At 67.1% G+C, this 26,927-nt stretch carries 22 protein-coding genes; 21 read left to right on the forward strand and 1 reads right to left on the reverse strand.

Annotated elements, in window-relative coordinates; genetic code table 11:
- The first annotated feature begins 23 nt into the window (after positions 1–23).
- The 11 genes from H5T77_RS08695 to H5T77_RS08745 all read left to right on the forward strand — a co-directional run bounded on the left by H5T77_RS08695 (position 24) and on the right by H5T77_RS08745 (position 11,371).
- On the forward strand, positions 24–971 hold the full coding sequence (locus H5T77_RS08695) for an ArsR/SmtB family transcription factor (RefSeq protein WP_292647716.1): 948 nt from the start codon (positions 24–26) through the stop codon (positions 969–971).
- A 205-nt stretch (positions 972–1,176) separates the two neighbouring features.
- On the forward strand, positions 1,177–1,755 hold the full coding sequence (pdxT, locus tag H5T77_RS08700; protein ID WP_292647718.1) for a pyridoxal 5'-phosphate synthase glutaminase subunit PdxT: 579 nt from the start codon (positions 1,177–1,179) through the stop codon (positions 1,753–1,755).
- Positions 1,756–1,862: 107 nt separating this feature from the next.
- Positions 1,863–2,630, forward strand: coding sequence for a YebC/PmpR family DNA-binding transcriptional regulator (locus H5T77_RS08705; RefSeq protein WP_292647720.1), 768 nt, complete (start codon positions 1,863–1,865; stop codon positions 2,628–2,630).
- A gap of 135 nt (positions 2,631–2,765) precedes the next feature.
- Positions 2,766–3,290: a crossover junction endodeoxyribonuclease RuvC gene (gene ruvC / locus H5T77_RS08710; protein WP_292647722.1), complete on the forward strand. Its 525-nt coding sequence runs from the start codon at positions 2,766–2,768 to the stop codon at positions 3,288–3,290.
- Positions 3,287–3,886: a Holliday junction branch migration protein RuvA gene (ruvA, locus tag H5T77_RS08715; protein WP_292647725.1), complete on the forward strand. Its 600-nt coding sequence runs from the start codon at positions 3,287–3,289 to the stop codon at positions 3,884–3,886. Before ruvC ends, ruvA begins: the two co-directional genes overlap by 4 nt.
- A 3-nt stretch (positions 3,887–3,889) precedes the next feature.
- A complete protein-coding gene (gene ruvB / locus H5T77_RS08720; protein ID WP_292647727.1) occupies positions 3,890–4,987 on the forward strand; it encodes a Holliday junction branch migration DNA helicase RuvB in 1,098 nt (365 codons plus the stop codon).
- 88 nt (positions 4,988–5,075) lie between these two features.
- Positions 5,076–5,420 carry a preprotein translocase subunit YajC gene (gene yajC, locus H5T77_RS08725; RefSeq protein ID WP_292647730.1) on the forward strand — a complete coding sequence of 115 codons (345 nt, stop codon included), beginning with the start codon at positions 5,076–5,078 and terminating at the stop codon, positions 5,418–5,420.
- A gap of 7 nt (positions 5,421–5,427) precedes the next feature.
- Positions 5,428–7,122 (forward strand): protein translocase subunit SecD, encoded by a 1,695-nt coding sequence (gene secD / locus H5T77_RS08730; protein WP_292647733.1) that lies wholly within the window; start codon positions 5,428–5,430, stop codon positions 7,120–7,122.
- Positions 7,122–8,360 (forward strand): protein translocase subunit SecF, encoded by a 1,239-nt coding sequence (gene secF / locus H5T77_RS08735; protein ID WP_292647736.1) that lies wholly within the window; start codon positions 7,122–7,124, stop codon positions 8,358–8,360. Before secD ends, secF begins: the two co-directional genes overlap by 1 nt.
- A gap of 79 nt (positions 8,361–8,439) precedes the next feature.
- Positions 8,440–9,006, forward strand: a complete 567-nt coding sequence (locus tag H5T77_RS08740; RefSeq protein WP_292647739.1) for an adenine phosphoribosyltransferase — start codon at positions 8,440–8,442, stop codon at positions 9,004–9,006.
- A gap of 49 nt (positions 9,007–9,055) precedes the next feature.
- A complete protein-coding gene (locus H5T77_RS08745; RefSeq protein WP_472850343.1) occupies positions 9,056–11,371 on the forward strand; it encodes a RelA/SpoT family protein in 2,316 nt (771 codons plus the stop codon).
- Between the two features lie 260 nt (positions 11,372–11,631).
- Here the strand turns inward: H5T77_RS08745 and H5T77_RS08750 are convergent, their stop codons facing one another.
- Positions 11,632–12,870: a DUF349 domain-containing protein gene (locus tag H5T77_RS08750; protein ID WP_292647741.1), complete on the reverse strand. Its 1,239-nt coding sequence runs from the start codon at positions 12,868–12,870 to the stop codon at positions 11,632–11,634.
- A 188-nt stretch (positions 12,871–13,058) separates the two neighbouring features.
- Here H5T77_RS08750 and H5T77_RS08755 point away from each other — a divergent pair, with 188 nt between their 5' ends.
- The 10 genes from H5T77_RS08755 to H5T77_RS08800 all read left to right on the forward strand — a co-directional run bounded on the left by H5T77_RS08755 (position 13,059) and on the right by H5T77_RS08800 (position 26,806).
- Positions 13,059–13,763 (forward strand): MBL fold metallo-hydrolase, encoded by a 705-nt coding sequence (locus H5T77_RS08755; protein WP_292647744.1) that lies wholly within the window; start codon positions 13,059–13,061, stop codon positions 13,761–13,763.
- The gene (gene hisS, locus H5T77_RS08760) at positions 13,760–15,148 is read left to right on the forward strand and encodes a histidine--tRNA ligase (RefSeq protein WP_292647747.1); all 1,389 of its coding nucleotides are present in this window, start codon (positions 13,760–13,762) and stop codon (positions 15,146–15,148) included. Before H5T77_RS08755 ends, hisS begins: the two co-directional genes overlap by 4 nt.
- On the forward strand, positions 15,145–16,935 hold the full coding sequence (gene aspS, locus H5T77_RS08765; protein ID WP_292647751.1) for an aspartate--tRNA ligase: 1,791 nt from the start codon (positions 15,145–15,147) through the stop codon (positions 16,933–16,935). The genes hisS and aspS overlap by 4 nt, the downstream gene beginning before the upstream one ends.
- Before the next feature lie 320 nt (positions 16,936–17,255).
- Positions 17,256–18,269 carry an ABC transporter permease gene (locus H5T77_RS08770; RefSeq protein ID WP_292647753.1) on the forward strand — a complete coding sequence of 338 codons (1,014 nt, stop codon included), beginning with the start codon at positions 17,256–17,258 and terminating at the stop codon, positions 18,267–18,269.
- Positions 18,270–18,357: 88 nt separating this feature from the next.
- The gene (locus tag H5T77_RS08775) at positions 18,358–20,103 is read left to right on the forward strand and encodes an ABC transporter substrate-binding protein (protein ID WP_292647755.1); all 1,746 of its coding nucleotides are present in this window, start codon (positions 18,358–18,360) and stop codon (positions 20,101–20,103) included.
- 150 nt (positions 20,104–20,253) lie between these two features.
- On the forward strand, positions 20,254–21,270 hold the full coding sequence (locus H5T77_RS08780; protein ID WP_292647757.1) for an ABC transporter permease: 1,017 nt from the start codon (positions 20,254–20,256) through the stop codon (positions 21,268–21,270).
- 46 nt (positions 21,271–21,316) lie between these two features.
- Complete coding sequence (locus H5T77_RS08785; protein WP_292647760.1) at positions 21,317–22,396, forward strand: ABC transporter ATP-binding protein; 1,080 nt, start codon at positions 21,317–21,319, stop codon at positions 22,394–22,396.
- A gap of 119 nt (positions 22,397–22,515) precedes the next feature.
- Entirely contained in the window at positions 22,516–23,670 is a 1,155-nt protein-coding gene (locus tag H5T77_RS08790; RefSeq protein ID WP_292647775.1) for an ABC transporter ATP-binding protein, read from the forward strand.
- 275 nt (positions 23,671–23,945) lie between these two features.
- Positions 23,946–24,944 carry an ABC transporter permease gene (locus tag H5T77_RS08795; protein ID WP_292647764.1) on the forward strand — a complete coding sequence of 333 codons (999 nt, stop codon included), beginning with the start codon at positions 23,946–23,948 and terminating at the stop codon, positions 24,942–24,944.
- Positions 24,945–24,991: 47 nt separating this feature from the next.
- Positions 24,992–26,806, forward strand: a complete 1,815-nt coding sequence (locus tag H5T77_RS08800) for an ABC transporter substrate-binding protein (protein WP_292647767.1) — start codon at positions 24,992–24,994, stop codon at positions 26,804–26,806.
- Positions 26,807–26,927 lie beyond the last annotated feature (121 nt).

A 26,927-nucleotide genomic window follows, 5' to 3' on the forward strand; every position in this document is an offset into this window, starting at 1 on the left:
CGGATCCCTGCCTATAATCGGTTGTGGCCCGATATCTGCTGGAGGCGGGGGATTACGGACTGGTCCGGTTCGCGGTGTCGCCGCTGACCGAACTCGGGAACTCGTTGCGGGCGTTGCGATCGCCAGCCAGCTATCCGTTGCAGGCGCCCTGGTACGCCGAGGTCTGCCGGGTGCGCGACCAGCTGCCGCTCGACGTGCTGAGCGGGCTGATCGGGCCGAACTTCGACACCCCGGACCTGTTCAATCCGAGGGCCGGGGTGCCGTTGACCATCGAGGCGCAACTCGAGTACCTGCGGGACCAGGATCTGCGGGTGCTTGCCTCGGACATCGAGTTCGCGGTCGGCGGGGTTCCGCGCGGTCTCGCGGTCCGGGGGCGGTTCGGCGACCAGCTGGCGGACGCGCTGGCGGCGTACTGGCGATCGGCGTTCCAGCCGCACTGGCCGCGGATGCGGGCGATCCTCGACGCCGATCTGGCGCGCCGGGCCCGGTCGCTGGCCTCGGTGGGGGTGATCGAGACCCTGAACGGCTGCGGACCGGGAATCAGCGCGGGCCCGACGTCGATCACCGCGCGCATCCTGGGCAGAGGCGACGATGAGCTCACCCTCTACACCCGAGGCCGGCCGTTGTTCGTCGTACCGTCGCTTTTCACGTTGAGCAGCTCGACACCGCTCGGGGACTCCGATCCGCTGGTCAGCTATCAGGCGACCGACCAGCGCCTGATGTGGACCGACACGGTCGTCGGCCCGGGGAAGGCAGGCCCGCTCAGCAGGCACCGCCTGCGCTATCTCCGCGCTCTCGGGGCGGGGCAGTCGACGACAGCGCTCGCCGCGCGGTTCGGGGTATCCCCATCGGCTGCGAACCAGTCGCTGCGCTCGATGGCGGCGCAGGGCCTGGTCCGCGCGCGACGTGACGGCAAGACCGTGATCTACGAACGCACTCCACTCGGCGACCAGCTCGCCGAACTCGCCTGAGCCCGGAGGTGATTGGTCGTCTCGGCTGCGGTTGGTCGTGCTCGAGTGCAGCTCCGCACAACGTCGGTTTGGGGCCTGACCCTCTGGGCTGCCCGCGAGTACGACCCCGAGCTCGGCAGTTACATCAGGGTCGACCCCGCGTCCTTCGACTGCAACACCGCCTGAGGATTCCTCCTCGACACGAGCCCGCGCGTAACGTGCGCGCGTGACCGCACCGACCATCGGCGTACTCGCCCTTCAAGGCGATGTCCGTGAGCACCTCGCTGCCCTGACGCGCTTGGGTGTCCCGACCCATCCCGTACGCCGCCCCGCGGAGCTCGACGACTGCGACGGCATCGTCCTCCCCGGTGGGGAGTCGACGACGATGTGGCGGTTGGCTCGTACGTTCGAGCTCCTGGACCCGCTGCGGGACCGGGTCAGGGCCGGGATGCCTGCGTTCGGGACCTGCGCCGGAATGGTCCTGCTCGCCGACCGGCTGCTCGACGCGGCCCAGGGCCAGGAGACCATCGGCGGGCTCGACATCACGGTCCGGCGCAACGCCTTCGGGCGGCAGACCGAATCGTTCGAGACCGATCTGGATCTGCTCGGCCTCGAGGACGACGTGCACGCGGTCTTCATCCGCGCTCCCTGGGTCGAGGAGATCGGTTCCGGTGTCGAGGTGCTGGCCAGCGTGGACGGTCACCCCGTCGGCGTACGCCAGAACCAGCTGATGGCGACCTCGTTCCATCCCGAGGTCAACGCCGACGATCGCCTTCATCGGCTCTTCCTGGAGACGTGCTGCTGACCGTGGCGTACGGCACGTAGTTAGAATGGGGAACCTGCTGCCCTGTGATGCTTCCGGAGGCGGCTCGACAAGCACAGCGACGACGCGGGGCAAAGGACGGTTTCCAGATGAGCGGCCACTCCAAGTGGGCAACGACGAAGCACAAGAAGGCGGCGATCGACGCCAAGCGCGGCAAGCTCTTCGCCAAGCTCATCAAGACGATCGAGATCGCGGCCAAGACCGGCGGCCCCGACCCCTCCGGCAACCCGACCCTCTACGACGCCATCCAGAAGGCCAAGAAGCAGTCGGTCCCCAACGACAACATCGACCGCGCGGTCAAGCGCGGCGGTGGGCTCGACGGCGGCGGCGTCAGCTACGACACGATCATGTACGAGGTCTACGGCCCCCAGGGCGTCGCGCTCCTCATCGAGTGTCTCACCGACAACCGCAACCGGGCGGCGATGGAGGTGCGCACCGCGGTGACCCGCAACGGCGGCACCATGGCCGACCCGGGCTCGGTCTCGCGCCTGTTCGACCGCAAGGGCGTCGTCGTGGTGGCGAAGGCGCAGGAGAGCAAGTCGGTCTCCGAGGACGACCTCCTCGAGGCCACCCTCGACGCCGGTGCCGAGGACGTCAACGACCTCGGTGAAGCCTTCGAGATCGTCTCCGACCCCTCCGACGTGGTCGCGGTCCGCACCGCGCTGCAGGAGGCCGGGATCGACTACGACTCCGCCGAGGTCCAGTTCGTGGCCTCCATGGACATCCCGGTCGCCGACGCCTCGGCCGCCGAGAAGGTCTTCAAGCTCATCGACGCGGTCGACGACCTCGACGACGTGCAGAACGTCTTCTCCAACGCCGACATCCCCGACGAGGTCATGGAGACCGTCGACGCCTGAGCGGCTCGAGACCAACACAGTCGAGTCGAGCGCGATAGGAGACTGTGTTGGTCTCGACACGCCTCCGCCCAGGGGCTCCGGCGGCTCGACCAGCGATGCCGGTACGCTACGAACAGACGTTCGATGGAGGTGCTGATGCGGGTGCTTGGGATCGATCCCGGCCTGACCCGATGCGGGATGGGCGTGGTCGACGGCTCGCTCGGCCGGCCGCTGTCGATGGTGGACGTCGGTGTGCTCCGTACGTCCTCCGATCTTCCCGTCTGGGAGCGACTGGTGAGCATCGAGAAGGGCATCGACGCCTGGATCGAGGAGCACCGGCCCGACGCGGTCGCGATCGAGCGGATCTTCGCGCGCTCGAACGTCTCCACGATCATGGGTACGGCCCAGGCCAGCGGTCTGGCGATGGTCTGCGCCGCCCGGCGCGGGCTCCCGGTCGCCCTGCACACTCCGTCCGAGGTCAAGGCCGCTGTCTCCGGCAACGGTCGAGCCGACAAGCAGCAGGTGACCGCGATGGTGACCCGCATCCTGCGGCTCCCGACCCCGCCGAAGCCTGCCGACGCCGCCGACGCGCTCGCGCTGGCCATCACCCACCAGTGGCGCGGAGGCGCCCAGAACCGCATCGAAGCCGCGGTCGCCGCGGCCGGGAAGGTCCGTAGATGATCGCGTCCGTGCGCGGCAAGGTCGCCGCCGTCAGTCTCTCCACCGCCGTCGTCGAGGTAGGTGGCATCGGCATCGAGCTGCTCTGCACCCCCACCACGCTGGCCACGCTCCGCGCCGGCGAGGAGGCCCACCTGCCGACCAGCCTGGTCGTGCGGGAGGACTCGCTGACGCTGTTCGGGTTCACCGACACCGACGAGCGCACCCTCTTCGAGCTCCTCCAGACCGCCTCCGGCGTCGGCCCGAAGCTCGCCCAGGCGATGCTCGCGGTGCTCTCGCCCGACGGCATCCGGATGGCCATCGCAGGCGAGGACGCCAAGACCCTCACCAAGGTCCCCGGCATCGGCCAGAAGGGCGCCCAGCGGGTGATCCTGGAGCTCAAGGACCGGATCGGCGCCCCGACGGGCAGCGCCTCTGCGCCCGCGCCCACCGCCGCGTCGGCGCCATGGCGCGACCAGGTCACCGAGGCGCTCATCGGCCTGGGCTACAACGCCAAGGACGCCGACAAGGCCGTCACCGCGATCGAGCCGGAGGCCGGTGACCAGGCCAACATCTCGGCTCTCCTGCGTGCAGCGCTCCGAACCCTGTCGAAGGCATAACCGATGCACGAGGACGACCTGCAGGCCAACGAGGACGACTCCCGCTTCGATGGGTACAGCTCGTCGCTCACCATCGCCGAGGCCGACGGCGACGACCGAGTCGTCGAGGCGGCGCTGCGCCCCAAGAGCCTCGACGAGCTGATCGGCCAGCAACGCGTACGTGAGCAGCTCAGCCTCGTCCTGGAGGCGGCGCGGCAGCGCGAGCGGGCCCCTGACCACGTACTTCTCTCCGGGCCGCCGGGTCTCGGCAAGACCACCCTCGCGATGATCATCGCGGCCGAGATGGCCACGCCCCTGCGGATCACCTCCGGGCCCGCGATCACGCACGCCGGTGACCTGGCCGCGATCCTGAGCGGGCTCAACGAGGGTGAGGTGCTCTTCGTCGACGAGATCCACCGGATGAGCCGCCCCGCCGAGGAGATGCTCTACCTGGCGATGGAGGACTTCCGCGTCGACGTCGTCATCGGCAAGGGCCCGGGCGCCACCGCGATCCCGATCGACCTGCCTCCGTTCACGCTGGTCGGCGCGACCACGCGTGCGGGGCTCCTCCCGGGCCCGCTGCGCGACAGGTTCGGCTTCACCGGCCACCTCGAGCTCTACGACCCGGCAGACCTCGAGCTGATCGTGCGCCGCTCGGCGGGGCTGCTCGACGTCACCGTCGAGGACGACGGCGCCGCCGAGATCGCCGGCCGCTCCCGCGGCACTCCGCGCATCGCCAACCGGCTGCTGCGCCGCGTACGCGACTATGCCCAGGTCAAGGCCGACGGCAAGGTCACCCAGCAGGTCGCTCAGAAGGCCCTGGACCTCTACGAGGTCGACCCGCTCGGCCTGGACCGCCTCGACCTGGCCGTCCTCGACGCCCTGTGCCGCCGCTTCGGCGGGGGACCGGTGGGCATCTCCACCCTCGCCGTCGCGGTGGCGGAGGAGCGCGAGACGGTCGAGGAGGTCGCCGAGCCGTTCCTGGTTCGCTCCGGCTTCCTGGCCCGTACGCCGCGGGGCCGTGTCGCGACCCCGGCCGCCTGGGCACACCTCGGACTGCCGGTGCCCGCCAACGCCGAGGCCGCGGCCTGGTCGGTGGAGACGCTCTGGGATGAGCCCTGAGTCACAGTCTCAACCAGGTCCCTGGTTAGACTTGCACGTCGCCGTGCGACTGCCGGTTGACCCCTGAGACTGTCGGAGCCGAACCCCCGTGGAATTCCTGCCTTTTATCGTCATCATCGTCCTGTTCTACTTCCTGCTGATCAGGCCGCAGCAGAAGCGCGCCAAGCAGGCTCGTGAGCTGCAGCTCAACCTCCAGCCGGGGGACAGGGTGATGCTGACCGCCGGCCTCTTCGGCACCGTGACCGAGGTCGAGGAGTCCACGACGAACATCAAGGTCGAGGTCGCTGACGGCGTCGTCGTCCAGGTGGTGCGCCAGGCGGTGGCCCAGAAGGTCGTCGATACGCCTGCCGACGAGGCCGAGGTCGAGGCTGCTCCCGAGCAGACCTCTGCCGACGCCGACAACGTCATCATGGACCTCGACAAGAAGGACTGACCAACACATGGCACGCAAGAGCGCGCGCCCCGGCCGGACACTCGTCCTGCTCTTCTTGGCGGTCGCGATCATGTTCGGCGGCATCGCGTTCGCCGGCAGCTGGAAGCCCGAGCTGGGTCTCGACCTGCGCGGCGGCACCGAGATCTCGATGACCGCGGAGAACTCCGAGGGCGGATCGGTCCCGAGGGAGAGCCTCGACGAGGCCAAGTCGATCATCGACCAGCGGGTCAACGGCAGCGGTGTCACCGGCGGCCGGGTGACCACCGAGGGCAACGACGTCATCAAGGTCTCCATCCCGGGCACCGGCAAGGTGCAGAAGGAGACCGCCGAGCGGGTTCGCCAGACCGCGAAGCTCCGTTTCCGGCTGGTCGCCTGCAGCCCGCAGAAGCCCTGTGGCAACGCCGCCGGGTCCGACCCCGGGTCGATGATCCAGGACCCCTCGACCGGCACCGTGCCCGGCACGTCGCCGCGCGCGCCGTTCGGCGGCGAGACCGTCGAGCCCGCCGCCGACGAGAAGGCCTCGGGCAGCCCGAGCGCCTCGCCGAGCGCCAAGCCCGAGTCGGAGAAGGACAAGAAGAAGGACGCCAACGCCACGGTCGCTGTCGACGACGCCGTCGAGTTCATGCGCAACCCGCCGGCGGAGTGGGGGGCCCGCTACAACAGCTTCACCTGCCCGGCGCCCGGCTCCGACCCGGTCGACGACCTGCCCGGCGAGCCGCTGCTGACCTGTGACGACGACGGGATCCCCTACCTGCTGACCCCGGCGGTCATCGAGGGCACCGAGATCAAGGAAGCCTCCTACGGCATCCCGCAGCAGCAGGCCAACTACGTCGTCACCCTGGACTTCAAGTCCGAGGGCAACAAGGCCTTCGCCGAGACCACCGGCGCGATCGCCGGCACCAACGAGCAGTTCGCGATCACCCTGGACGGCAAGGTCATCTCCGCGCCGACTGCCGACTCGCGGATCAGTGGCGGTGCGCAGATCAGCGGTGACTTCACCCAGGTGTCCGCCGAGGCTCTCGCCAACAACCTCAAGTACGGTTCGCTGCCCCTCGACTTCCCTGAGGACGGCATCCAGACCCGGGTCATCGGCCCGAGCCTGGCCGGCAACCAGCTCACCGCCGGACTCTGGGCCGGACTGGTCGGCATGATCCTCGTGGTGATCTTCTCGATCCTCTACTACCGCGCGATGAGCATCGTGGTGATCGGGTCGCTGGCCGTGGCGGGTGCGCTGACGTACGGCATGATCCTGCTGCTCAGCGAGACCGCCGGCGTCACCCTGGACCTCCCGGGCGTGGCGGGTCTGATCGTCGGTATCGGCATCACCGCCGACTCCTTCATCATCCTCTACGAGAGGATGCGTGACGACATGCGTGAGGGCCGCTCGATGCGGGTGGCCGTCGACACGGCCTGGGTCCGGGCCCGCAACACCTGCCTGGCCTCCGACGCCGTCTCGTTCCTGGCCGCGTTCGTGCTCTATGTCTTCGCGACCAACGAGGTCAAGGGCTTCGCCTTCATGCTCGGCCTGACCACGATCATCGACGTGCTGGTGTTCTTCTGGTTCACCCACCCGATGACGAAGCTGATGGCCAACATGGGCTTCTTCAACAAGGGCCACGTGCTCTCCGGCATGGACAAGCGTGCCCTCGGCACCGACAGCCAGTCGATCAACTCCCCGTCCCTCGTCGGAGGCAACGCCTGATGAGCAAGATCTCTCGCTTCGGCAAGGAGCTCTACACCGGAGAGCGCTCCTTCGACTTCGTCGGACGCCGGATCCTCTGGTACGTCATCTCAGCGGTCGTCCTGGTCATCGTGACCGGCGGGCTGATGCTCCAGGGCGGTCTCAACCTGGGCATCGACTTCACCGGCGGCACGCGCTACACCGTCACCGTCCAGCAGGCCGACCAGGAACTGGCCGACGAGCTGCGCTCGGCCGTCGGTGACACCGACGTGACCGCCGCGGACGGTGCCACGGTCCGCACCGCGGGTGGCGAGTCGATCGTCATCGAGACCAAGGCGATCGCTGACGGCTCAGAGGCAGACCAGTCGATCATCGAGGCGATCACCGCGACCGCCGACGTACCTGAGGACGACATCAGCCGCACCGGCATCGGCCCGTCCTGGGGTGAGCGGGTCGCGACCAAAGCCGGTCTCGCGCTCGGCATCTTCCTCGTCGGTGTGGTCCTGTTCATCTGGATCTACTTCAGGGAATGGAAGATGTCGGTCGCTGCCGTCGTCGCTCTCTTCCACGACGTGCTCCTCACCGTCGGTGTCTACGCGATCATCGGCTTCGAGGTCTCCCCGGCCACCGTCACCGGCTTCCTGACGATCCTCGGATACTCGCTCTACGACACCGTGGTGGTATTCGACAAGGTCAAGGAGAACACCCGCAACCTCAGCCTGAAGAAGCAGACGTACGCCCAGGCGGCCAACCTGGCCGTCAATCAGACGCTGGTGCGCTCGATCAACACCACGATCGTCGGTCTGCTGCCGGTCGTGGCGATCCTCTACGTCAGCGCCGTCCAGCTCGGCACCTCGTCGCTGAAGGACATCTCGCTGGTCCTCTTCGTCGGTATGGCCGTCGGCACCTACTCCTCGATCTTCATCGCCACCCCGCTGCTGGTGCACCTGAAGTCGAGGGAGAAGGACGTCGTCGACGCCGAGAAGCGTGCCGAGGCACGGATGCGGGAGGCCGACAAGTACGCCGCCGTGCCGGTCTTCGACGACGGCATGCCGGTCCCCGCCGCCGACGAGCCGGAAGAGCTTCGCGAGTCCGAGCCCGACGACCTTCACGAGGCCGGCGTCGCCCGGGGCACCAGCCCCAACACGTCCCCGACCGGCCGAGGCCGCAACGTACCCAACCAGCAGCGCTCGGTCTCCGACAGCGGTGCCGCCGGACGTCCGCAGCCGAAGCGCGAGTCGAGGTCGAAGCGCAAGTGAGCGAGCGTCAGCGAGCAAACCATCAGTACGAAGCGCGGCCGCTTCCGTACATTGGCGCTTGCGCTACGGAGGCGGGCGCGTGACTGTCTCCGAGGCAGGCGCAGGTGACCGGTCGCTCGATGAGGTTCTCGAGCGGCTGGTCACCGACGTGCCCGACTTCCCCGAGCCGGGCGTCGGGTTCAAGGACATCACCCCGCTGCTTGCCGACCACGCGGGATTCACCCAGGTGGTCGAGGCGCTCGGGGCCCCGGCTCTCGACCCAGACGGCAACCCGACCGTGACCAAGGTGCTCGGCATGGAGTCGCGCGGCTTCATCCTCGGCGCTCCCGCGGCCCTGCACCTCGGGGTGGGGTTCGTCCCCGTACGCAAGGCCGGAAAGCTCCCACGGAAGACCCACGCGGTCTCCTACTCGCTGGAGTACGGCGAGGCGACGCTGGAGATCCACACCGACGCGGTCGAGCCGGGGGAGCGGGTGCTCATCATCGACGACGTGCTCGCCACCGGTGGCACCGCGGCGGCCACGATCGAGCTGGTCGAGCGCTGCGGCGGCATCGTCGAAGGCGTCTCGGTGCTGCTCGAGCTCAGCTTCCTCGACCCGCGGAGCAAGCTTCCCGACACTCCGGTCCACGCGCTCTTGTCCACGTAGCAACTGTTTCGCTAGCCAACCTCGGCGGTCCGGCCGGTAGACTCGGATCATGGCAGAGGATCGCATCGTTGCGCAGCCTCGGGCGCACAACATCGAGGCCCGGGAGAGCACTGGCCCTGCGCCGTCGGGCCGCAGCGTACGTGCGCGTCTCGCCCGGATGGGCGGTCGAGGAAACGCGGGCAACCCTGTGCTCGAACCGCTCTTCCGAGCGGTGCGGTCCAACCACCCCAAGGCCGATCTGACGCTGCTGGAGCGCGCCTACGTCACCGCGGAGCGCCTGCACGGCACCCAGATGCGCAAGAGCGGTGATCCCTACATCACCCACCCGCTCGCGGTGACCACGATCCTCGCCGAGCTCGGTATGACCGAGCCGACCCTGGTGGCGGCCCTCCTCCACGACACCGTCGAGGACACGCCCTACACGCTCAAGGAGCTCACTCGCGACTTCGGTGAGGAGGTCGCTCACCTCGTCGACGGTGTCACCAAGCTCGACAAGGTCACCTATGGCGACTCGGCGCAGGCCGAGACGATCCGCAAGATGGTCGTGGCGATGTCGCGCGACATCCGGGTGCTGGTGATCAAGCTGGCCGACCGCCTGCACAACATGCGTACGCTGCGGTACGTTCCGCAGAAGAGCCAGGAGCGCAGCGCGCGCGAGACGCTCGACATCTACGCGCCGCTGGCCCACCGGCTCGGCATGAACACGATCAAGTTCGAGCTCGAGGACCTCGCCTTCGCGACCCTCTACCCGAAGATGTACGACGAGCTGGTCCGCCTGGTCGCCGACCGCAACCCCTCGCGCGAGAAGTTCCTGGCCCAGGTCATCGACCAGGTCGAGCGCGACCTGCACGAGGCCCGGATCAAGGCGACCGTCACCGGGCGACCCAAGCACTACTACTCGATCTACCAGAAGATGATCGTCGGCGGTAAGGACTTCTCCGACATCAACGACCTGGTCGGCATCCGGATCCTGGTCGAGGACGAGCGTGACTGCTATTCCGTCCTCGGCATCCTGCACTCGCGGTGGAACCCAGTCCTGGGGCGCTTCAAGGACTACATCGCGATGCCGAAGTTCAACATGTACCAGTCGCTGCACACCACGGTGATCGGCCCGCAGGGCAAACCGGTCGAGCTGCAGATCCGCACCTTCGCGATGCACCGTCGTGCCGAGTTCGGCGTGGCGGCGCACTGGAAGTACAAGGAGGACGGCCGCAGCGGTGTCGACACCGACCGGCCGATGGACAACGACATGAGCTGGGTCAAGCAGCTCATGGACTGGCAGTCGGAGGTCAACGACCCCGGCGAGTTCCTGGAGTCGCTGCGCTTCGAGATGAAGCGCACCGAGGTCTACGTCTTCACCCCCAAGGGCGACGTGATCGCGCTGCCCGCCGACGCGACCCCGGTCGACTTCGCGTACGCCGTCCACACCGAGGTCGGCAACAAGACCATCGGCGCCCGGGTCAACGGGCGTCTGGTGCCGCTGGAGTCGACCCTGGAGAGCGGCGACGTCGTCGAGGTCTTCACCTCCAAGTCGCCCAACGCCGGCCCGTCGCGGGACTGGGGCTCCTTCGTCAAGTCCAACCGGGCCAAGGCCAAGATCCGGCAGTGGCACACCCGCGAGCGTCGCGACGAGGCCATCGAGAAGGGCCAGGACGCGATCGCCCGGCTCATGCGCAAGGAGGGCCTGCCCCTCAAGCGGCTGATGTCACGTGAGTCGCTCATGCTCGCCGCCGACCACTTCGATCTCGGCGATGTCGAGTCGCTCTACGCCGCGGTCGGCGAGAGCCACCTCTCCGCCCAAGCGGTCGTACGCCGGGTGATCGAGGACCACGGCGGCGACGACGGCGCCGCGGAGGATCTCGCTGAGGCAGTCAACGTCGGCCGCCGACGCCACGGCAGGGTCTCCACCGCCAGCTCCGACGCCGGGGTCATCGTCAAGGGGTCCCCGGACGTCTGGGTCAAGCTGGCCAAGTGCTGCACTCCGGTGCCCGGTGACGAGATCCTCGGCTTCGTCACCAAGGGCGGGGGAGTCTCGGTCCACCGCACCGACTGCACCAACGCCACCGAGCTCCGCTCCCACCCTGAGCGCCTGCTCGAGGTGGAGTGGGGCTCGACCTCGAACTCCGTCTTCCTGGTCAACATCCAGGTCGAGGCCCTGGACCGGGCCCGGCTCCTGTCCGACATCACCATGGCCCTCTCGGATGCCCACGTGAACATCCTCAGCGCCCAGCTCACCACCACCCGGGACCGTGTTGCCAAGTCCCGTTTCTCCTTCGAGATGGCAGACTCAAAGCATCTGGACACCGTCTTGAAGCAGGTACGCACCGTGCCCGGCGTCTTCGACGCCTACCGCGTCACCCAATGATCAACCAGTAGAGGAGCTCGGGATGTTCACCTGGATACTCATCATCGCGGCGGTGGCCGTCGTGATCACGTTCGTGTGGGGTTTGGTGCGGCCTAGCATCCCCCGTAGGGGAGGTCCCGGTTCCGTTGGCCGAGTGGGTATGGGCGGCGATGGCCGAGACGGTTACCGCGGCGCCGCACCGAGTCCCAATGATTCGACTGGCCCGGGGACCAGTCTGTGAGGTCCGGAGCGCCCGGTAGCACCGGGCGCTCCGAAGTCTCTCAGGAGAAGTCGGCGCTGGCGCGCTTGGCCATGTCCAGGAACTGGCGACGCGACTCGAGGTTCTCCTCGAGCGACTTGATCTTCCGGGCGTCACCCGAGGCCTGAGCCTTCTCCAGGTCGGACTCGACCTGGGCGATGGCCTCCTCGAGCTTGGCGATCATGTCGTCGGCACGAGCCGACTTCTCGGGGTCGGACTTGCGCCACTGGTCGTCCTCGGCCGACTTGATGGCCTGCTCGACCTTGCGCATCGCGCCCTCGAGCTCCTTGATCCGGTCGCGCGGAACCTTGCCGGCCTCGTCCCAGCGGTCGGCGATGTCGCGGAACGAGCGCTTGACGCTGTCGAGGTCGTCGCCCTTCTCCAGCAGCGGGAGCAGCTCCTGCGCCTCGGCGAGCAGCCCCTCCTTGACCACGGCGTTCTGCGCGAACTCGGCGTCGAGCGCCGCGTTGGCGGCGTCACGGGCGCCGAAGAAGACGTCCTGGGCGGCTCGGAACTTCTTCCAGAGCTTGTCGTCGACGTCCTTGGGTGCCGGCCCGGCGGCCTTCCAGTCGCGCATCAGGTCGCGGTAGCGCCCGGCGGTGGGGCCCCAGTCGGTGGAGGTGGAGAGCTGCTCGGCCTCCTCGATGATCCGCTCCTTGATCACCTTGGCGTCCTCGCGCCGGGCGTTGAGCTCGGCGAAGTGTGCCTTGCGCCGACGGGTGTAGGCGGTGCGTGCGGTCGAGAAGCGGCGCCACAGTGCGTCGTCGGACCCGCGGTCGATGCGGGGGAGCGCCTTCCACTGGTCGAGCAGCTCACGCAGGCGGTTCGCACCGTTGCGCCAGTCGTTGCTCTGGGCCAGCTTCTCGGCCTCGTCCACGAGGGCCTCCTTGGCGACCTTCGCCTCGGCTGCCTTCGCGGCCCGCTCGGCCTTGCGGGCCTCGCGCTGGATGGCGATGACCGGGGCCAAGGACTCCAGCCGCGCCACCAGCGAGGCCAGGTCGCCGACGGCGTTGGCCTCGGTCACCTTCTCCACGACGGTCTTCACCGCCGCGGTCGCCTCGTCGGGCGACGTCTTGCCCGCATGCACCCGCCGCTCGAGCTGCTCGACCTCGAAGGCGAGCTGGTCGAACCGGTTTGTGAAGAAGGCAAGCGCCTCCTCCGGCGTGCCTTCTGGGTATTGCCCCACGGAACGCTCGCCCTCAGCGGTCTTCACGTAGACCGTTCCGTCTTCCTCGACCCGACCCCACTGCTCGCTGGTCACAATGTCCCTACTCTTCGCATGAGGCGCTAACCTCTTATGAAATCTCCCCCGCCGGACACCGTGCTCGTCACAGTCCCGGTCGGCTCAACTTGCAGGTCCCCATGGTGTCCCGACACACCTCGGGGTGCCCATCGTAGTCAGACGCCACGATGCGGCGCTGCACTGTACCGCTGGATAGGGTGTTTCTCGTGTTGATCGCAGGCTTTCCCGCCGGTCCGTGGGGCACCAACTGCTACGTGGCTGCCACCGGCCCGGGCTCCGAGTGTGTCGTGATCGACCCCGGGAAGGACGCCGCCGACGGCATCGCGGAGGTCGTCCGGGAGCAGCGTCTCAAGCCGGTCGCCGTGCTCCTCACCCACGGCCACGTCGACCACATGTGGTCCGTGACACCGGTGAGCAGGACGTACGACTCCACCGCCTGGATCCACCCCAACGACCGCCACCTCCTGGCTGACCCCATGGCAGGCATCTCGCCGGAGTCGGCGCAGATGCTGCTCGGCATGGCAGACATCCAAGGGGGCACCTACGACTTCGTGGAGCCCGACGACGTTCGGGAGCTGAGCGACGGCCAAGCCATCGACCTGGCCGGGATGAGCTTCCTGATCGACCATACGCCCGGGCATACCGAGGGATCGGTCACCTTCCGGACTCCCTACCCCGACCACGCCGAGGTCAGTGACGTGATGTTCTCCGGCGACCTGCTCTTCGCGGGCAGCATCGGGCGTACGGACCTCCCCGGCGGTGACCACGCCACGATGCTGCAGTCCCTGACCACCAAGGTGCTGCCCCTCGCCGACGACATCGTGGTGCTCCCCGGACACGGCGAACAGACGTCCATCGGTCGCGAGCGTGCGACGAACCCATTCCTTCAGGACCTGATCACCACACCATGAACAAGCCAACACCGCTCTCCGGCTTCCCGGAGTTCCTGCCGAGCCAGCGCACCGTCGAGCGCGAGGTCATCGCGACCCTGAGCCGCACCTTCGAGCTGCACGGCTTCGGCAACATCGAGACCCGCGCCGTCGAGCCGATGGACCAGCTGCTGCGCAAGGGCGACACCTCCAAGGAGGTCTACGTCCTCAAGCGTCTCCAGGAGCAGGACGAGTCCCGAGACAAGGGGATGGGGCTCCACTTCGACCTCACCGTCCCCTTCGCCCGTTACGTGCTGGAGAACGCCGGCAAGCTGGAGTTCCCCTTCCGCCGCTACCAGATCCAGAAGGTCTGGCGCGGGGAGCGCCCGCAGGAGGGCCGCTTCCGCGAGTTCGCGCAGGCCGACATCGACATCGTCGGTCGTGACACGCTCCCGTTCCACCACGACGTCGAGGTCGCCCGGGTCATGCTCGAGGCGCTCGGCAAGCTGACCTTCCTGCCCGGCTTCACGCTCCAGGTCAACAACCGCAAGCTGATCCAGGGCTTCTACGCCGGCCTCGGCGCCCCCGACGTCGAGGAGACCATGCGGCTCATCGACAAGCTCGACAAGATGCCGGCCACCGAGGTCGGCAAGCTGCTGGTCGCAGAGGCTGGGCTGACCGACGAGCAGGCCGCCAAGTGCCTCGAGCTCGCCACGATCACCGCCACCGACGACTCCTTCGTGGAGCAGGTCCGTGCCCTCGGTATCGAGAGCGAGCTGCTCGAGGAGGGTCTGACCGAGCTGGCGACGCTGATCACCGCGACCGCGCCGCTCAACACCGATTCCGTACGCGTCGTGGCCGACCTGAGCATTGCCCGAGGCCTCGACTACTACACCGGCACCGTCTTCGAGACCCGTCTCGACGGCTACGAGAGCCTCGGCAGCATCTGCTCCGGTGGCCGCTACGATGCGCTGGCCAGCGACGGGAAGACGACCTACCCGGGCGTCGGGATCTCGCTCGGCGTCAGCCGGGTCCTGGTGCCGCTGGTGCAGAAGGGCGTGCTAGACGGCGACCGCAAGGTCCCGAGCACCGTGCTGGTCGCCGTCGCCGACGAGGAGAGCCGAGCCGAGGCCGATGCGGCCGCGCAGCAGCTGCGCGCTCACGATGTCGCCTGCGAGGTCTCGCCCAACGCTGCCAAGTTCGGCAAGCAGATCCGCTTCGCGGAGCGCCGCGGCATCCCGTACGTCCTCTTCGCCACCCGCCGAGAAGACGGCACAGAGGCGTACGAGATCAAGGACATCCGCACCGGCGACCAGGTCCCGGCCGATCCGGCCACCTGGACACCGGCTGACCAGAACGACCTGACCCCGCAGGTGGTCTCGACAGGCTCGACCACCGGGAACGACAACGAGGAGCAAGAGAAGTGATCCGCACCCACGACGCCGGCACCCTGCGTGCCGAGCACGTCGGCCAGACCGTGACCCTCGCCGGCTGGGTAGCCCGCCGACGCGATCACGGCGGGGTCGCCTTCCTCGATCTGCGTGAGGCCAGCGGCGTGGTCCAGGTCGTCGTCCGCGACGAGGAGATCGCCCACGCGCTCCGCAACGAGTACTGCATCAAGGTCACCGGCGAGGTCGTCGCCCGCACGAGCGAGAACGTCAACGACAAGCTCGCGACCGGCGAGATCGAGGTCGTCGCTCAGGACCTCGAGGTCCTCAGCGCCTCCGCGCCCCTCCCGTTCCCGATCGACGACGCCGCCTCCTCCGCCCAGGGAGAGGTCGGCGACGACGTACGTTTCAAGCACCGCTACCTCGACCTGCGCCGCACCGCGCCCGGCAACGCCATCCGGCTGCGCTCGAAGGCCAACAAGGCCGCCCGCGACGTGCTCGCCGGCCACGACTTCGTCGAGATCGAGACCCCGACCCTGACCCGGAGCACCCCCGAGGGTGCCCGTGACTTCCTGGTCCCGGCTCGTCTGCAGCCGGGCTCGTGGTACGCGCTGCCGCAGTCCCCGCAGCTGTTCAAGCAGCTGCTCATGGTCGCGGGCATGGAGCGCTACTACCAGCTCGCCCGCGCCTACCGTGACGAGGACTTCCGCGCCGACCGTCAGCCGGAGTTCACCCAGCTCGACATCGAGATGAGCTTCGTCGAGCAGGACGACGTGATCGCGCTCGGCGAGGAGATCGTCGCGGCGCTGTGGAAGCTGATCGGCTACGACGTGCCGCTCCCGCTGCCGCGGATGACCTACACGGACGCGATGGCGAAGTACGGCTCCGACAAGCCCGACCTGCGCTTCGGCATCGAGATCACCGAGTGCACCGACTACTTCTCCGAGACGACGTTCCGCGTCTTCCAGGCCCCGTACGTCGGTGCCGTGGTGATGCCGGGTGGCGCGAGCCAGCCGCGGCGTCAGCTCGACGGGTGGCAGGACTGGGCCAAGCAGCGCGGCGCGAAGGGCCTGGCCTACGTCCTGGTCCAGGAGGACGGCTCGCTGACCGGTCCGGTCGCCAAGAACCTCTCCGAGACCGAGGCCGCCGGCCTCGCCGCTCACGTCGGCGCCAACCCGGGCGACTGCATCTTCTTCGCCGCCGGCGCTCCCAAGTCGAGCCGGTCCCTGCTCGGTGCCGCTCGCCTGGAGATCGGCAACCGCCTCGACCTGCGCAAGGACGGCGACTGGAGCTTCCTGTGGGTCGTCGACGCGCCGCTGCTCGAGCCGGCCTCCGAGGCGGTCGAGTCCGGTGACGTCGCGGTCGGCGCGGGGGAGTGGACCGCGGTCCACCACGCCTTCACCAGCCCGCAGGACGTCGAGGGCTTCGACAAGGACCCGGGCAACGCGCTCGCCTGGGCCTACGACATCGTCTGCAACGGCAACGAGATCGGCGGCGGATCGATCCGTATCCACCGCGAGGACGTCCAGAAGCGCGTCTTCGAGTTGATGGGGATCGACGAGGAGGCGGCCGAGGAGAAGTTCGGCTTCCTGCTCGACGCGTTCAAGTTCGGCGCCCCGCCGCATGGCGGCATCGCCTTCGGCTGGGACCGTGTCGTCGCCCTCCTCGCCGGCACCGACTCGATCCGCGACGTCATCGCCTTCCCGAAGACCGGCGCCGGCTACGACCCCCTCACCGCCGCCCCGGCGCCGATCACCCCCGAGCAGCGCAAGGAGGCGGGCGTCGACGCCAAGGCCTCGACCCCTGAGGAGAAGGCAGGAGCCTGACCTCGAGACCGAGAAGGTTCCCGAAACCCCAGGGTTTCGGGAACCTTCTTCGGTTTTGAGGTTCTCGAGAGGCAGTGATCTGGCTCTGCGGCAGGATCTCGCCTCGACCGCAGACTCTTGCGTTGCGGGCGTCTATGGCGGAAATGCGTCCGGGGGAATGGGGCGTCGCGGATGAAATCGGATCGTTACCCCGACAGGGCGCATCCGGGCAAGGGATCACATAGAGTTCCGTCCGTCGACATCGTGGGTCGAACGTTGCCATGTGTGTGGCGACGGCACTGCTGGCTACACGACTGAACGTAGAAACTGACGAGGTGAGCATGACCACGCCTGGCACTCAGGTCGAGCTGGCGAATCCCCACACGGGCGAGGAGGGGGCGACAGTTGGCAAGGAGGTCGTCAGCAAGTCTCCGATGCGGCTCGCGATGGAGCGGTTCCGCAAGGACACACTTTCGATGATCTCTCTGGTCGTTGTCGTCGTCTACATCATCGCCGCCGCCTCGGCCCCTATCCTCGTGGCTGTCGGTGTTCTGGATCCGTTCACGTACAACCAGGACCTGCTCAACGAGTATGGCGTGGCGGCTGGTCCTTACGGCGGCATCTCAGCGGAGCACCCATTCGGGGTCGAGCCTCGTGCGGGGCGCGACTCGCTCGCCAGGGTGTGGTACGGAATCAGCTTCTCGCTGAGCATCGCGCTGGTGGCCGCTCTGATCGCGATCGTCATCGGAGTCGTCCTGGGGATCGTCTCGGGGGCCTCCGGAGGCTGGGTGGACGCGATCATCGGCCGCATCATCGACCTGACCCTGGCCTTCCCGCAGACGCTGATGCTGCTGGCGCTCTCCAGCGTCGCGCTCGCCTTCATCATCGAGGTCTTGCACGTGCCCGGCAGCGAGGGCAGCCCGTTGCCTCGGTTCATCTACGTGGTCGGGGTGCTCGGACTCTTCGGGTGGACGACTACGGCACGGCTGGTTCGCGGCCAGGTGCTGACCTTGCGAGAGCGCGAGTTCGTGCACGCTGCCAACCTCGTCGGCGCCTCCCGGATGCGTGTCTACTTCAAGGAGATCCTGCCGAACCTGTGGGCACCGATCCTGGTCTCCTTCACGCTGATGATGCCGGCGTTCGTCTCGGCCGAGGCAGCGATGGCCTACCTCAACGTCAGCGTCGCGCCGCCGACCCCGACGCTCGGCAACGTGCTCACCGACTCGCTCAGCTTCGTCTCGAGCAACCTGACCTACTTCATCATTCCGGCGGTGCTCATCGCGCTCGTCGTCGTCTGCTTCAACCTTCTCGGAGACGGCCTGAGGGACGCACTCGACCCGAAATCAGGCCGATGAGCAGCATCGTCTGCTCGTGACAGCCAGCCGGCTCCGCCGGCGACCAAAACGTGCGACACCGAGTCGCGCACCCAAGGAGGACACAACAATGAGAAGCAAGTTGAGGAGGATCGGCGCCGCTGCGGCCGCTGCTGGTCTCGGACTCAGCCTGGCCGCATGCGGTGGATCCGGCTCGGATGACGCGAGCGGGGGTGACGCGGAAGGCTCGAAGGGCGGGACGCTGCACTACCTGCTCAATGCTCCGATCGAGAGCGCAGACCCGCAGCGTGTCTACTACGGCTTCCAGCTCGCCAGCTGGCGACGCACTCTCTACCGCGGCCTGGTGGCTTTCCCGATGGACAAGGACGAGAAGGCCGGCAACACCCCGGTCGCCGACCTTGCCACCGACACGGGCACGCCCAACGAAGACGCCTCGTCCTGGGAGTTCACGATCAAGGACGGCGTCAAGTGGGAAGACGGCTCCGACATCACCTGTGAGGACTTCCGCTACGGCGCGTCGCGGGTGTTTGCGAACGATGTCATCACCGGTGGCCCCAACTACACCCTGAGCTACCTCGACGTCCCGCAGAAGGACGGCAAGCCGACCTACCCGGGCCCGTACAAGGCCACTCCTGAGCAGCAGGCCGAGTTCGACAAGGCCATCGCGTGCGACGGCAACAAGATCACCTACAACTTCAACAAGCCGTGGGCGGACTTCCCGCTCGCCGCGGCGGGCATGATGATGACCGACCCCTACAAGGAGTCGTTCGACGAGGGCCCGAAGTCGGAGTGGAAGGTTCTGGCCAACGGCCCCTACAAGCTGGAGGGTGGCGTCTGGGACAAGAACAAGGGCGGCACCATGGTCCGCAACGAGGCGTATGACGAGAAGACGGACGACCCGGAGAAGCTCCGCCTGGCGCTTCCCGACGAGATCGTCTGGTCCGTCGACGGTTCCGACGAGGCTTCGGAGATCATCAACCAGCGTCTGATCGCCGACTCGGGCGACGACCAGTACGCCATCACCACCGGCCGCGTGCCGGCGACGATGCTCCAGCAGGTCACCGGCGCGGTCGAGGAGCGTTACAGCAACGTGCTCTCGCCGTACGTGCGCTACCTGGTGCTGAACGCCAAGTCGATGACCAACCCGAAGGTGCGTGAGGCGCTGAAGGTGTCCACCGACATCGACTCCGTCATCAAGGCGCAGGGCGGCGACAAGATCGGCGTTCCCGCCGAGTCTCTGGTCAACCCGGTCACCCCGGGCTACCAGGACAACCCCGCGTTCGAAGGCGACAACGCCGGCGACGTGGAGGCCGCGAAGAAGCTCCTCGAGGAGTCTGGCGAGAAGCTGCCGTACCCGATCCAGCTCAGCTATGCGAAGTCCCCGACCAACGACGCGGCCATGGGCGCGCTTCAGCAGAAGTGGGAAGCCGCCGGTTTCAAGGTCACCCTTGACGGCCTCGGCGACACCTACTACGACGTGATCTCCAAGCCCGACAAGAAGTCGGATGTCATGCTGGCTGGCTGGGGTAACGACTGGCCGAGCATGATGACCGTCATGCCGCCGCTGTTCGACAGCCGACCGAACGTCTCGGCGACCGACTGCAACAACGACTACGGCTGCTACCACAGCGACGAGTTCAACAAGAAGTTGGACGAGGCTGCCAACGCGTCGGACCTCGACGCACAGATCAAGGCGCTGCAGGAGAGCGACGAGATCCTCGGTAAGGATGTCGCCTACATCCCGCTGTACGTCGAGAAGTTCAACTGGCTGCGCGGTTCGAAGGTCACCGGCTTTGACGTAACGCCGGCCTCCTCGAGCTACCCGGAGATCGGTCTGATCGGCGTGCAGAACTGACGCTGGTCACTCCATAAGTGATCGCTAGTCGCTGGTGCCGGGTGGGCATCCCACCCACCCGGCATCGGTAGCGTCCGGCCCCGAAGCCGGACGATGTGGCCACTGCGGCCGCAAGATCCAACAAACCATCTGAAAGAGTGTGTACGTCTGATGTGGGCCTATGTCGTCCGACGGTGCTTGGTAGGGGTTGCCCTCATCATGGCGCTGACGCTGATCACCTTCGCGCTGTTCTTCGCATCACCCGTCGATCCGGCGCGCTTCGCGTGCGGCAAGAACTGCAGCGCCGAACAGCGTGATGTCACGCGTGCGGCGCTTGGCTATGACAAGCCGTTCGTCGTCCAGTGGGCCGGCTACCTCAAGGGCCTGGCCGTGGGCCGAGACTTCCCGCTCGACGCCGAGCAGCGTGCCGCAGCCCCGGACCAGGTGACGCACTGCGCCGCTCCGTGTCTGGGATACTCCCACCTCGACTCGAAGACCGTGAACGAAATGGTCGCCGACGCGCTGCCGATCACCGCCTCGCTGGCGATCGTGGCTCTGGTGATGTGGCTCATCGGCGGAGTGCTCTTCGGTATCCTCGCCGCGATTCACCAGGGCTCGCTCATCGACCGGGGTGTCGTCGGTGGCACCCTCGTGATCTACGCCTTCCCGAGCTTCGCGATCGCGGTCTTCCTACTGCAGTATGTCGCGGTCAAGTGGGGCATTGTCCCGCTACCGCGATACACCGAGATAGCGGACGGTGGCCTGTGGGCCTGGTTCTCGAACCTGCTGCTCCCTGCTCTGACTCTGGCCCTGCTCTATCTAGCCGGCTACGTGCGGATGACACGTGCCTTCGTGCTCGAGTCGTTGAGCGAGGACTACATCCGCACGGCGAAGGCAAAGGGGCTCAAGTCGCGGACTGTCGTGTTCAAGCATGCCTTGCGGGCTGCGCTCACGCCGCTGGTCACGATGACCGGCCTCGACTTCGCGAGCCTGCTGGGTGGCGCGATCATCACCGAGCGTGTCTTCACCTACCACGGTCTCGGCATGTTGACGGTCGATGCGAACAACTCCTCTGATCTGGCTGTTCTCGTGGGGATCGTGCTGCTGGCCGGAATGATCGTGATCATCGCGAACATCGTCGTCGATGTCCTCTACGCCTACATCGACCCGCGGGTGAAGGTCGCCTAGGCATGGCTTCGTCTATCACCACGTTCTTTACCCGAGTGAGGATCTCATGACCAGTCCGTCCAACTCCTTCGACGATGGGCCGTTCCTTGTCGTCGACGACCTGAGCGTGCGGTTTCCGACGTCCGATGGTGTCGTCAGCGCCGTCTCCAACCTGTCCTACGAGGTCGAGCTGGGGAAGACCCTCGGCATCGTGGGCGAGTCGGGCTCGGGCAAGTCGGTCTCGTCGATGGCCATCCTCGGCCTGCACGACCGGCGATCGACGGAGCTCAGCGGCTCGATCCGAGTCGGCGGCGACGAGATCCTCGGCAAGGGCGAGGAGGCGATGCGGGCGCTTCGTGGCAACGACGTCGCCATGATCTTCCAGGACGCCCTCGCTGCTCTGCACCCGTACTTCCGGATCGGCAAGCAGCTGACCGAGGCCTACCTCGCGCACCACCCCAGCGCCAGCAAGCGTGACGCGGAGAAGCGGGCCATCGAGATGCTCGACCGGGTCGGCATCCCGCAGCCGGACATGCGGTTCAAGGACTACCCGCACCAGTTCTCCGGCGGCATGCGGCAGCGGGTGATGATCGCGATGGCGCTCATCAACGACCCCAAGCTGGTGATCGCGGACGAGCCGACGACGGCGTTGGACGTGACGGTCCAGGCGCAGATCCTCGACCTGCTGCAGGACCTGCAGCGCGAGTTCAACTCGGCGATCATCCTTATCACCCACGACCTTGGCGTCGTGGCCGAGTTCGCCGACGACGTGATGGTCATGTATGGCGGCCGGGCCGTGGAGAAGGGGCCGGCGAAGGACATTCTGGTGCGACCGGAGATGCCCTACACCTGGGGTCTGCTCAGCAGCATCCCGGATGTCGAGGCTGACACGAACGCCAAGCTGATCCCGATCGCCGGCAACCCGCCCAGCCTGCTCAACCTTCCGAGCGGCTGCTCGTTCCACCCGCGTTGCCCCCACACCGGCAAGGTCCCGGGCAACCTGTGCTCCACCGAGCTGCCTGAGCTGCTTCCGGCACGGAGCGGTCCGACCCACTTCAAGCGCTGCCATCTCGCCGACCCGGAGGCGGTCTACCGCGAAGAGGTGCTGCCCGAGATCGCCCCTGACCTCCTGGAGGAAGACCGATGACCGACCAGTCCACTGGTGGGCTCCCCGCTGAGGAGCAGCGGGAAGCCGTTTCGAACGGGGAGGCTAAGACCTCGGCGGAGTCGCTCGAGAACCTTATCGACGACTCGCACTCGGCCGCGATGTTCGACCCCTCGAAGAAGCCGGTGCTGACCGTCACCGACCTCAAGATGCACTTTCCGGTCAAGTCGAGCGGCTTGCTCCGGCGTACGGTCGGGCACGTCAAGGCCGTCGACGGCGTCTCTTTCGAGCTGCGCGAAGGTCAGTCCCTCGGTCTCGTCGGCGAGTCGGGATGTGGCAAGTCGACGACCGGCCGGCTGATCACGCGCCTCTACGATCCGACCGAGGGTTCGATCGAGTTCGAGGGTCGAGACCTGGCCAAGCTGAGCCAGCGCCAGCTCAAGCCACGGCGCCGCGACATCCAGATGATCTTCCAGGACCCCTACAGCTCCTTGAACCCGCGACACACCGTGGGTGCGATCGTGGGGGCACCGATGGTGATCCACGGCACGGTGCCCAAGAAGCAGGTGCTCAAGAAGGTCCAGGAGCTGCTGGAGGTCGTCGGCCTCAACCCGGAGCACTACAACCGCTATCCCAACGAGTTCTCCGGCGGCCAGCGTCAGCGCATCGGTATCGCTCGGTCGCTCGCGCTCCAGCCGAAGGTCCTGGTCGCCGACGAGCCGGTCTCCGCGCTCGACGTCTCGATCCAGGCGCAGGTGATCAACCTGCTCCAGGACATCCAGAAAGAGTTCGGGATCGCGTTCCTGTTCATCGCCCACGACCTTGCGATCGTGCGTCACTTCTCGCCGGAGATCGCGGTGATGTACCTCGGCAAGATCGTCGAGATCGGTGATCGCGAGAGCATCTACAAGAACGCTCACCACCCCTACACGCAGGCGCTGCTCTCCGCGGTGCCCGACATCAAGCAGGCCCAGACGGGCGGTCGCCGGGAGCGGATCAGGCTCGAGGGTGACGTCCCCAGCCCGGTCAACCCGCCGTCGGGGTGCCACTTCCGCACGCGTTGCCCGATCGCGAAGGAGATCTGCTCCGTGGTCGAGCCGCCGCTGCTGCAGATCGACCAGCGGCACAAGGTCGCCTGCCACTTCGCGAGCGAGGTCGGTCACGCGCCGGAGCGGCCGGTCACCGCGCCGCTGCTCGGTGTCGACGAGTACGGAGCTCCGGACCCGGGCGCCAGCCCGGCCGAGATCCCGGGCGACGGCCCGGGCTACGCCGACACCTGGTACGACCTGGCGAACAACACTCGAGGTCGCGCCTGAGACGATTCGACAAGCTCGACCACCGAAGGCGGTTGTGCTGGAGAATTTTCTGTGTGACAGCAGGATTACCAAAGAAGGTCCGCAGCCATTGGCCGCGGGCCTTCTTTGTTACGTATGTGTCATAGATCGCTGTCGGTACCGAACCGTTATCTGTAGAGCCTCCCGCACCGCCTGCACTTGGCATAACTTGAGGCAGCGCGCTGGTTCGGGACTGCGCCGAGTGGTCTGGTCTTGGGCGAGCCGAGCCCGAGGCATTCGAACGGAGATCCGAGCGTATGACTGTGTCCGAAGTGTTGATCCAGGGTTCTGGTCCCGAGGTCGATCCGGAGCCGCGCATCAAGAAGATCGCCGGCCGCTCGCCGATGCGGATCGCCATGGACCGGCTGCTCTCGGACAAGATCGCCATGCTCTGCGCGGTCATCGTCCTCCTCTACATCCTGATCGCGATCTTCGCTCCGCAGCTGTGCAGGCTGTTCGGTGTCGAGGTGCGGGCCGGGGATCCGGTGACCGACACCGACTCGTTCAACTACCCGATCATCGGTCCGCCGAACTACGGCTTCACCTGGGAGGCTCCGCTCGGTCTGGAGCCCAACTCGGGCAACGACCTGCTGGCGGAGTGGTTCTATGGCGCTCGTACGTCCCTGATGGTCGCGGCGATTGCCACCATCGTCTCGACGGTCGTCGGCGTCGTCCTGGGCTTGATCGCCGGCTACAGCCGAGGGTGGGGTGACCGCGTGGTCACCTTCGTGATCGACCTCTTTCTCACGCTGCCGTTCCTGCTGGTCGCGATCGCCGTCTCGCCGATGCTCGTGGAGCGTTGGAAGGAGAACCCGGCGATGCTCGACAACGCCTCGCTGATCGCGTTGATCGTGATCCTGACGGTGTTCGGCTGGATGGGTCTGGCCCGGCTGATCCGCGGCGAGGTGGTCTCGCTGCGCGAGCGGGAGTTCATCGAGGCCGCGCACGTCCTGGGGACGCCCACGCACCGCATCCTGTTCAAGGAACTACTGCCGAACCTGGTCGCGCCGATCGTCGTCTCGTTCTCACTGAGCCTGCCGGCCACGATCGCCGCGGAGGCCACCTTGGCCTACCTCGGTGTCGGTGTCACCGGTCAACCATCATGGGGCCAGACGATCCTGCGTGCGCAGAACTGGTTCGCCGAGTACCCCCTGTTCCTGTACGCGCCGATTGTCGGGATCGTGGTCCTGGTTTTCGCGCTCAACCTGCTCGGAGACGCCATCCGCGACGCCTTCGACCCCAAGTCTTTCCGGTGAGCACGTCGTCGGAGAGAGGAATCAACCATGGAAGGTGGAGACCTACGATGCGATTGAAGAGAACAGTGATCGCCGCCAGCGCGATCGCCGCGCTGACGCTCACCGCTGCGTGTGGCGGCGGAGATGGCGGTGGCAATGACCCGGCTGGCGGCGAGTTCAAAGCCGGTGGGAACGCCGGCTCCGGCAAGGACGCCACCGCCGAAGGGCCGGTGGAGATCCCGGCCGACGCCAAGAAGGGCGGCACGATCACCGTGCTGTCGAACGGCGCACCGCACACCCTGGACCCGACCAGGACCTACTACACCGACTCTGGTGCGATCATGTCCGGCTTGGTGACCCGCGCGCTGACGCAGTACGTCTACGACGAGGCGAGCGGCGACTCGATCCTCGTCCCTGACCTCGCCACCGACCTGGGCCAGGTCTCCGAGGACGGCCTGACCTGGACCTTCGAGCTGAAGGACGGTCTCAAGTACGAGGACGGCACCGACGTGACCGCCGAGGACGTCGTCTACGGCATCAAACGCTCCTTCGCCCTCGACACGCTGACCGACGGTCCGACGTACCAGACCACCTTCTTCAAGGATGGCGGCAAGTACAAGGGCCCGTTCGCGGACACCGAGGCCGAGCTGAAGAAGCTCCCCGACTATGACGCCAGCGCCGGCTGGTACGGCGGCGAGGACTACGACGGCGTCGAGGCCGATGGCAACAAGGTGATCATCCACCTGGAAAAGCCGTTCCCCGAGCTCGACTACTACGCCTCGTTCCCGGTCTTCTCACCGATCCCGAAGGCCAAGGACAAGGACCCGCTGGCCTACGAGAGCCACCCGATGGCGACGGGACCCTACAAGTTCGAGTCCTACAAGCCGGGCAACGCGCTCACGCTGGTCAAGAACGAGCACTGGGACCCCGACACCGACCCCGGCCGGTTCCAGGCCGTGGACTCCTTCGACTTCAAGTTCGCCCAGGACACCGCGAAGCTCGAGAACCAGATCCTCGGCGACAAGGGCGCAGCCCAGTCGATGATGACCTACGACGACGTCACGCCGCCGACGTACAAGTCGATCAAGCAGAACAACCCCGACAACCTGGTCGAGGGCACCTCGCCGTGCACCTTCATGTACCGGCCGGACCAGACCAAGATCAAGGACAAGAAGATCCGGGAGGCGATCAGCTGGGCCTACCCCTACCAGGCGGCTTGGAAGGCCTCCGGTGAGATCGTCGGCGTCACCATCCAGCCCGGCACCTCGCTCCTGCCCCCGGGCACCGCGGGCCGGGTCGAGTACCAGTACCCCGAGGGCCAGGACGGTCAGACCACCGACCCGGAGAAGGCGAAGGCGCTGCTGAAGGAGGCCGGGGCCGAGGGCTTCGAGATCAAGTGGTACTACCAGCGTGACGACGAGCTCGACGTTGCCAAGAAGAACCAGATGGTCAAGGGCTTCGAGGCGGCCGGCTTCAAGGCGACCCCGGTGGCCTCGACCGACGAGACCTTCCGCGACGACCAGAGCAACCTGGAGGCTCCGATCAACCTCCGCTACGGCGGCTGGTGCTCCGACTGGCCGTCGGGCGGCTCGTGGTTCCCGGCGCAGTGGATCGGCTCGAACGCCAACAAGCCGGGTATGCCGAACCCGACCAACTTCAAGGAGGCCGACGCCGACGCGAAGCAGGCCGAGATCCTGAAGATGGACGCCGACGAGGTCCCCGCAGCCTGGGGTGAGTTCGACAAGTGGATGCAGGAGACCTACCTGGTCGACATCAACGCCGGCTACGACGCGAACGCCTTCATCAAGGGCTCGCAAATCGGCGGGGTCGTCAACGACCCGGTCAAGGGCATGCCGAGCTTCTCCATCATGTACCTCAAGTGAGGCGATCCGGCCGGCGTGGCTGAACCCCACGCCGGCCGGACCGACATCTCGGAAAAACAGCAACTCCGGGCCAGAGCCCGTGGATCAATCATTTCATGGAAGCGAGACCTCCGTCCATGAT

The sequence above is a fragment of the Nocardioides sp. genome, from assembly GCF_014360585.1.
Classification (GTDB): Bacteria; Actinomycetota; Actinomycetes; order Propionibacteriales; family Nocardioidaceae; genus Nocardioides.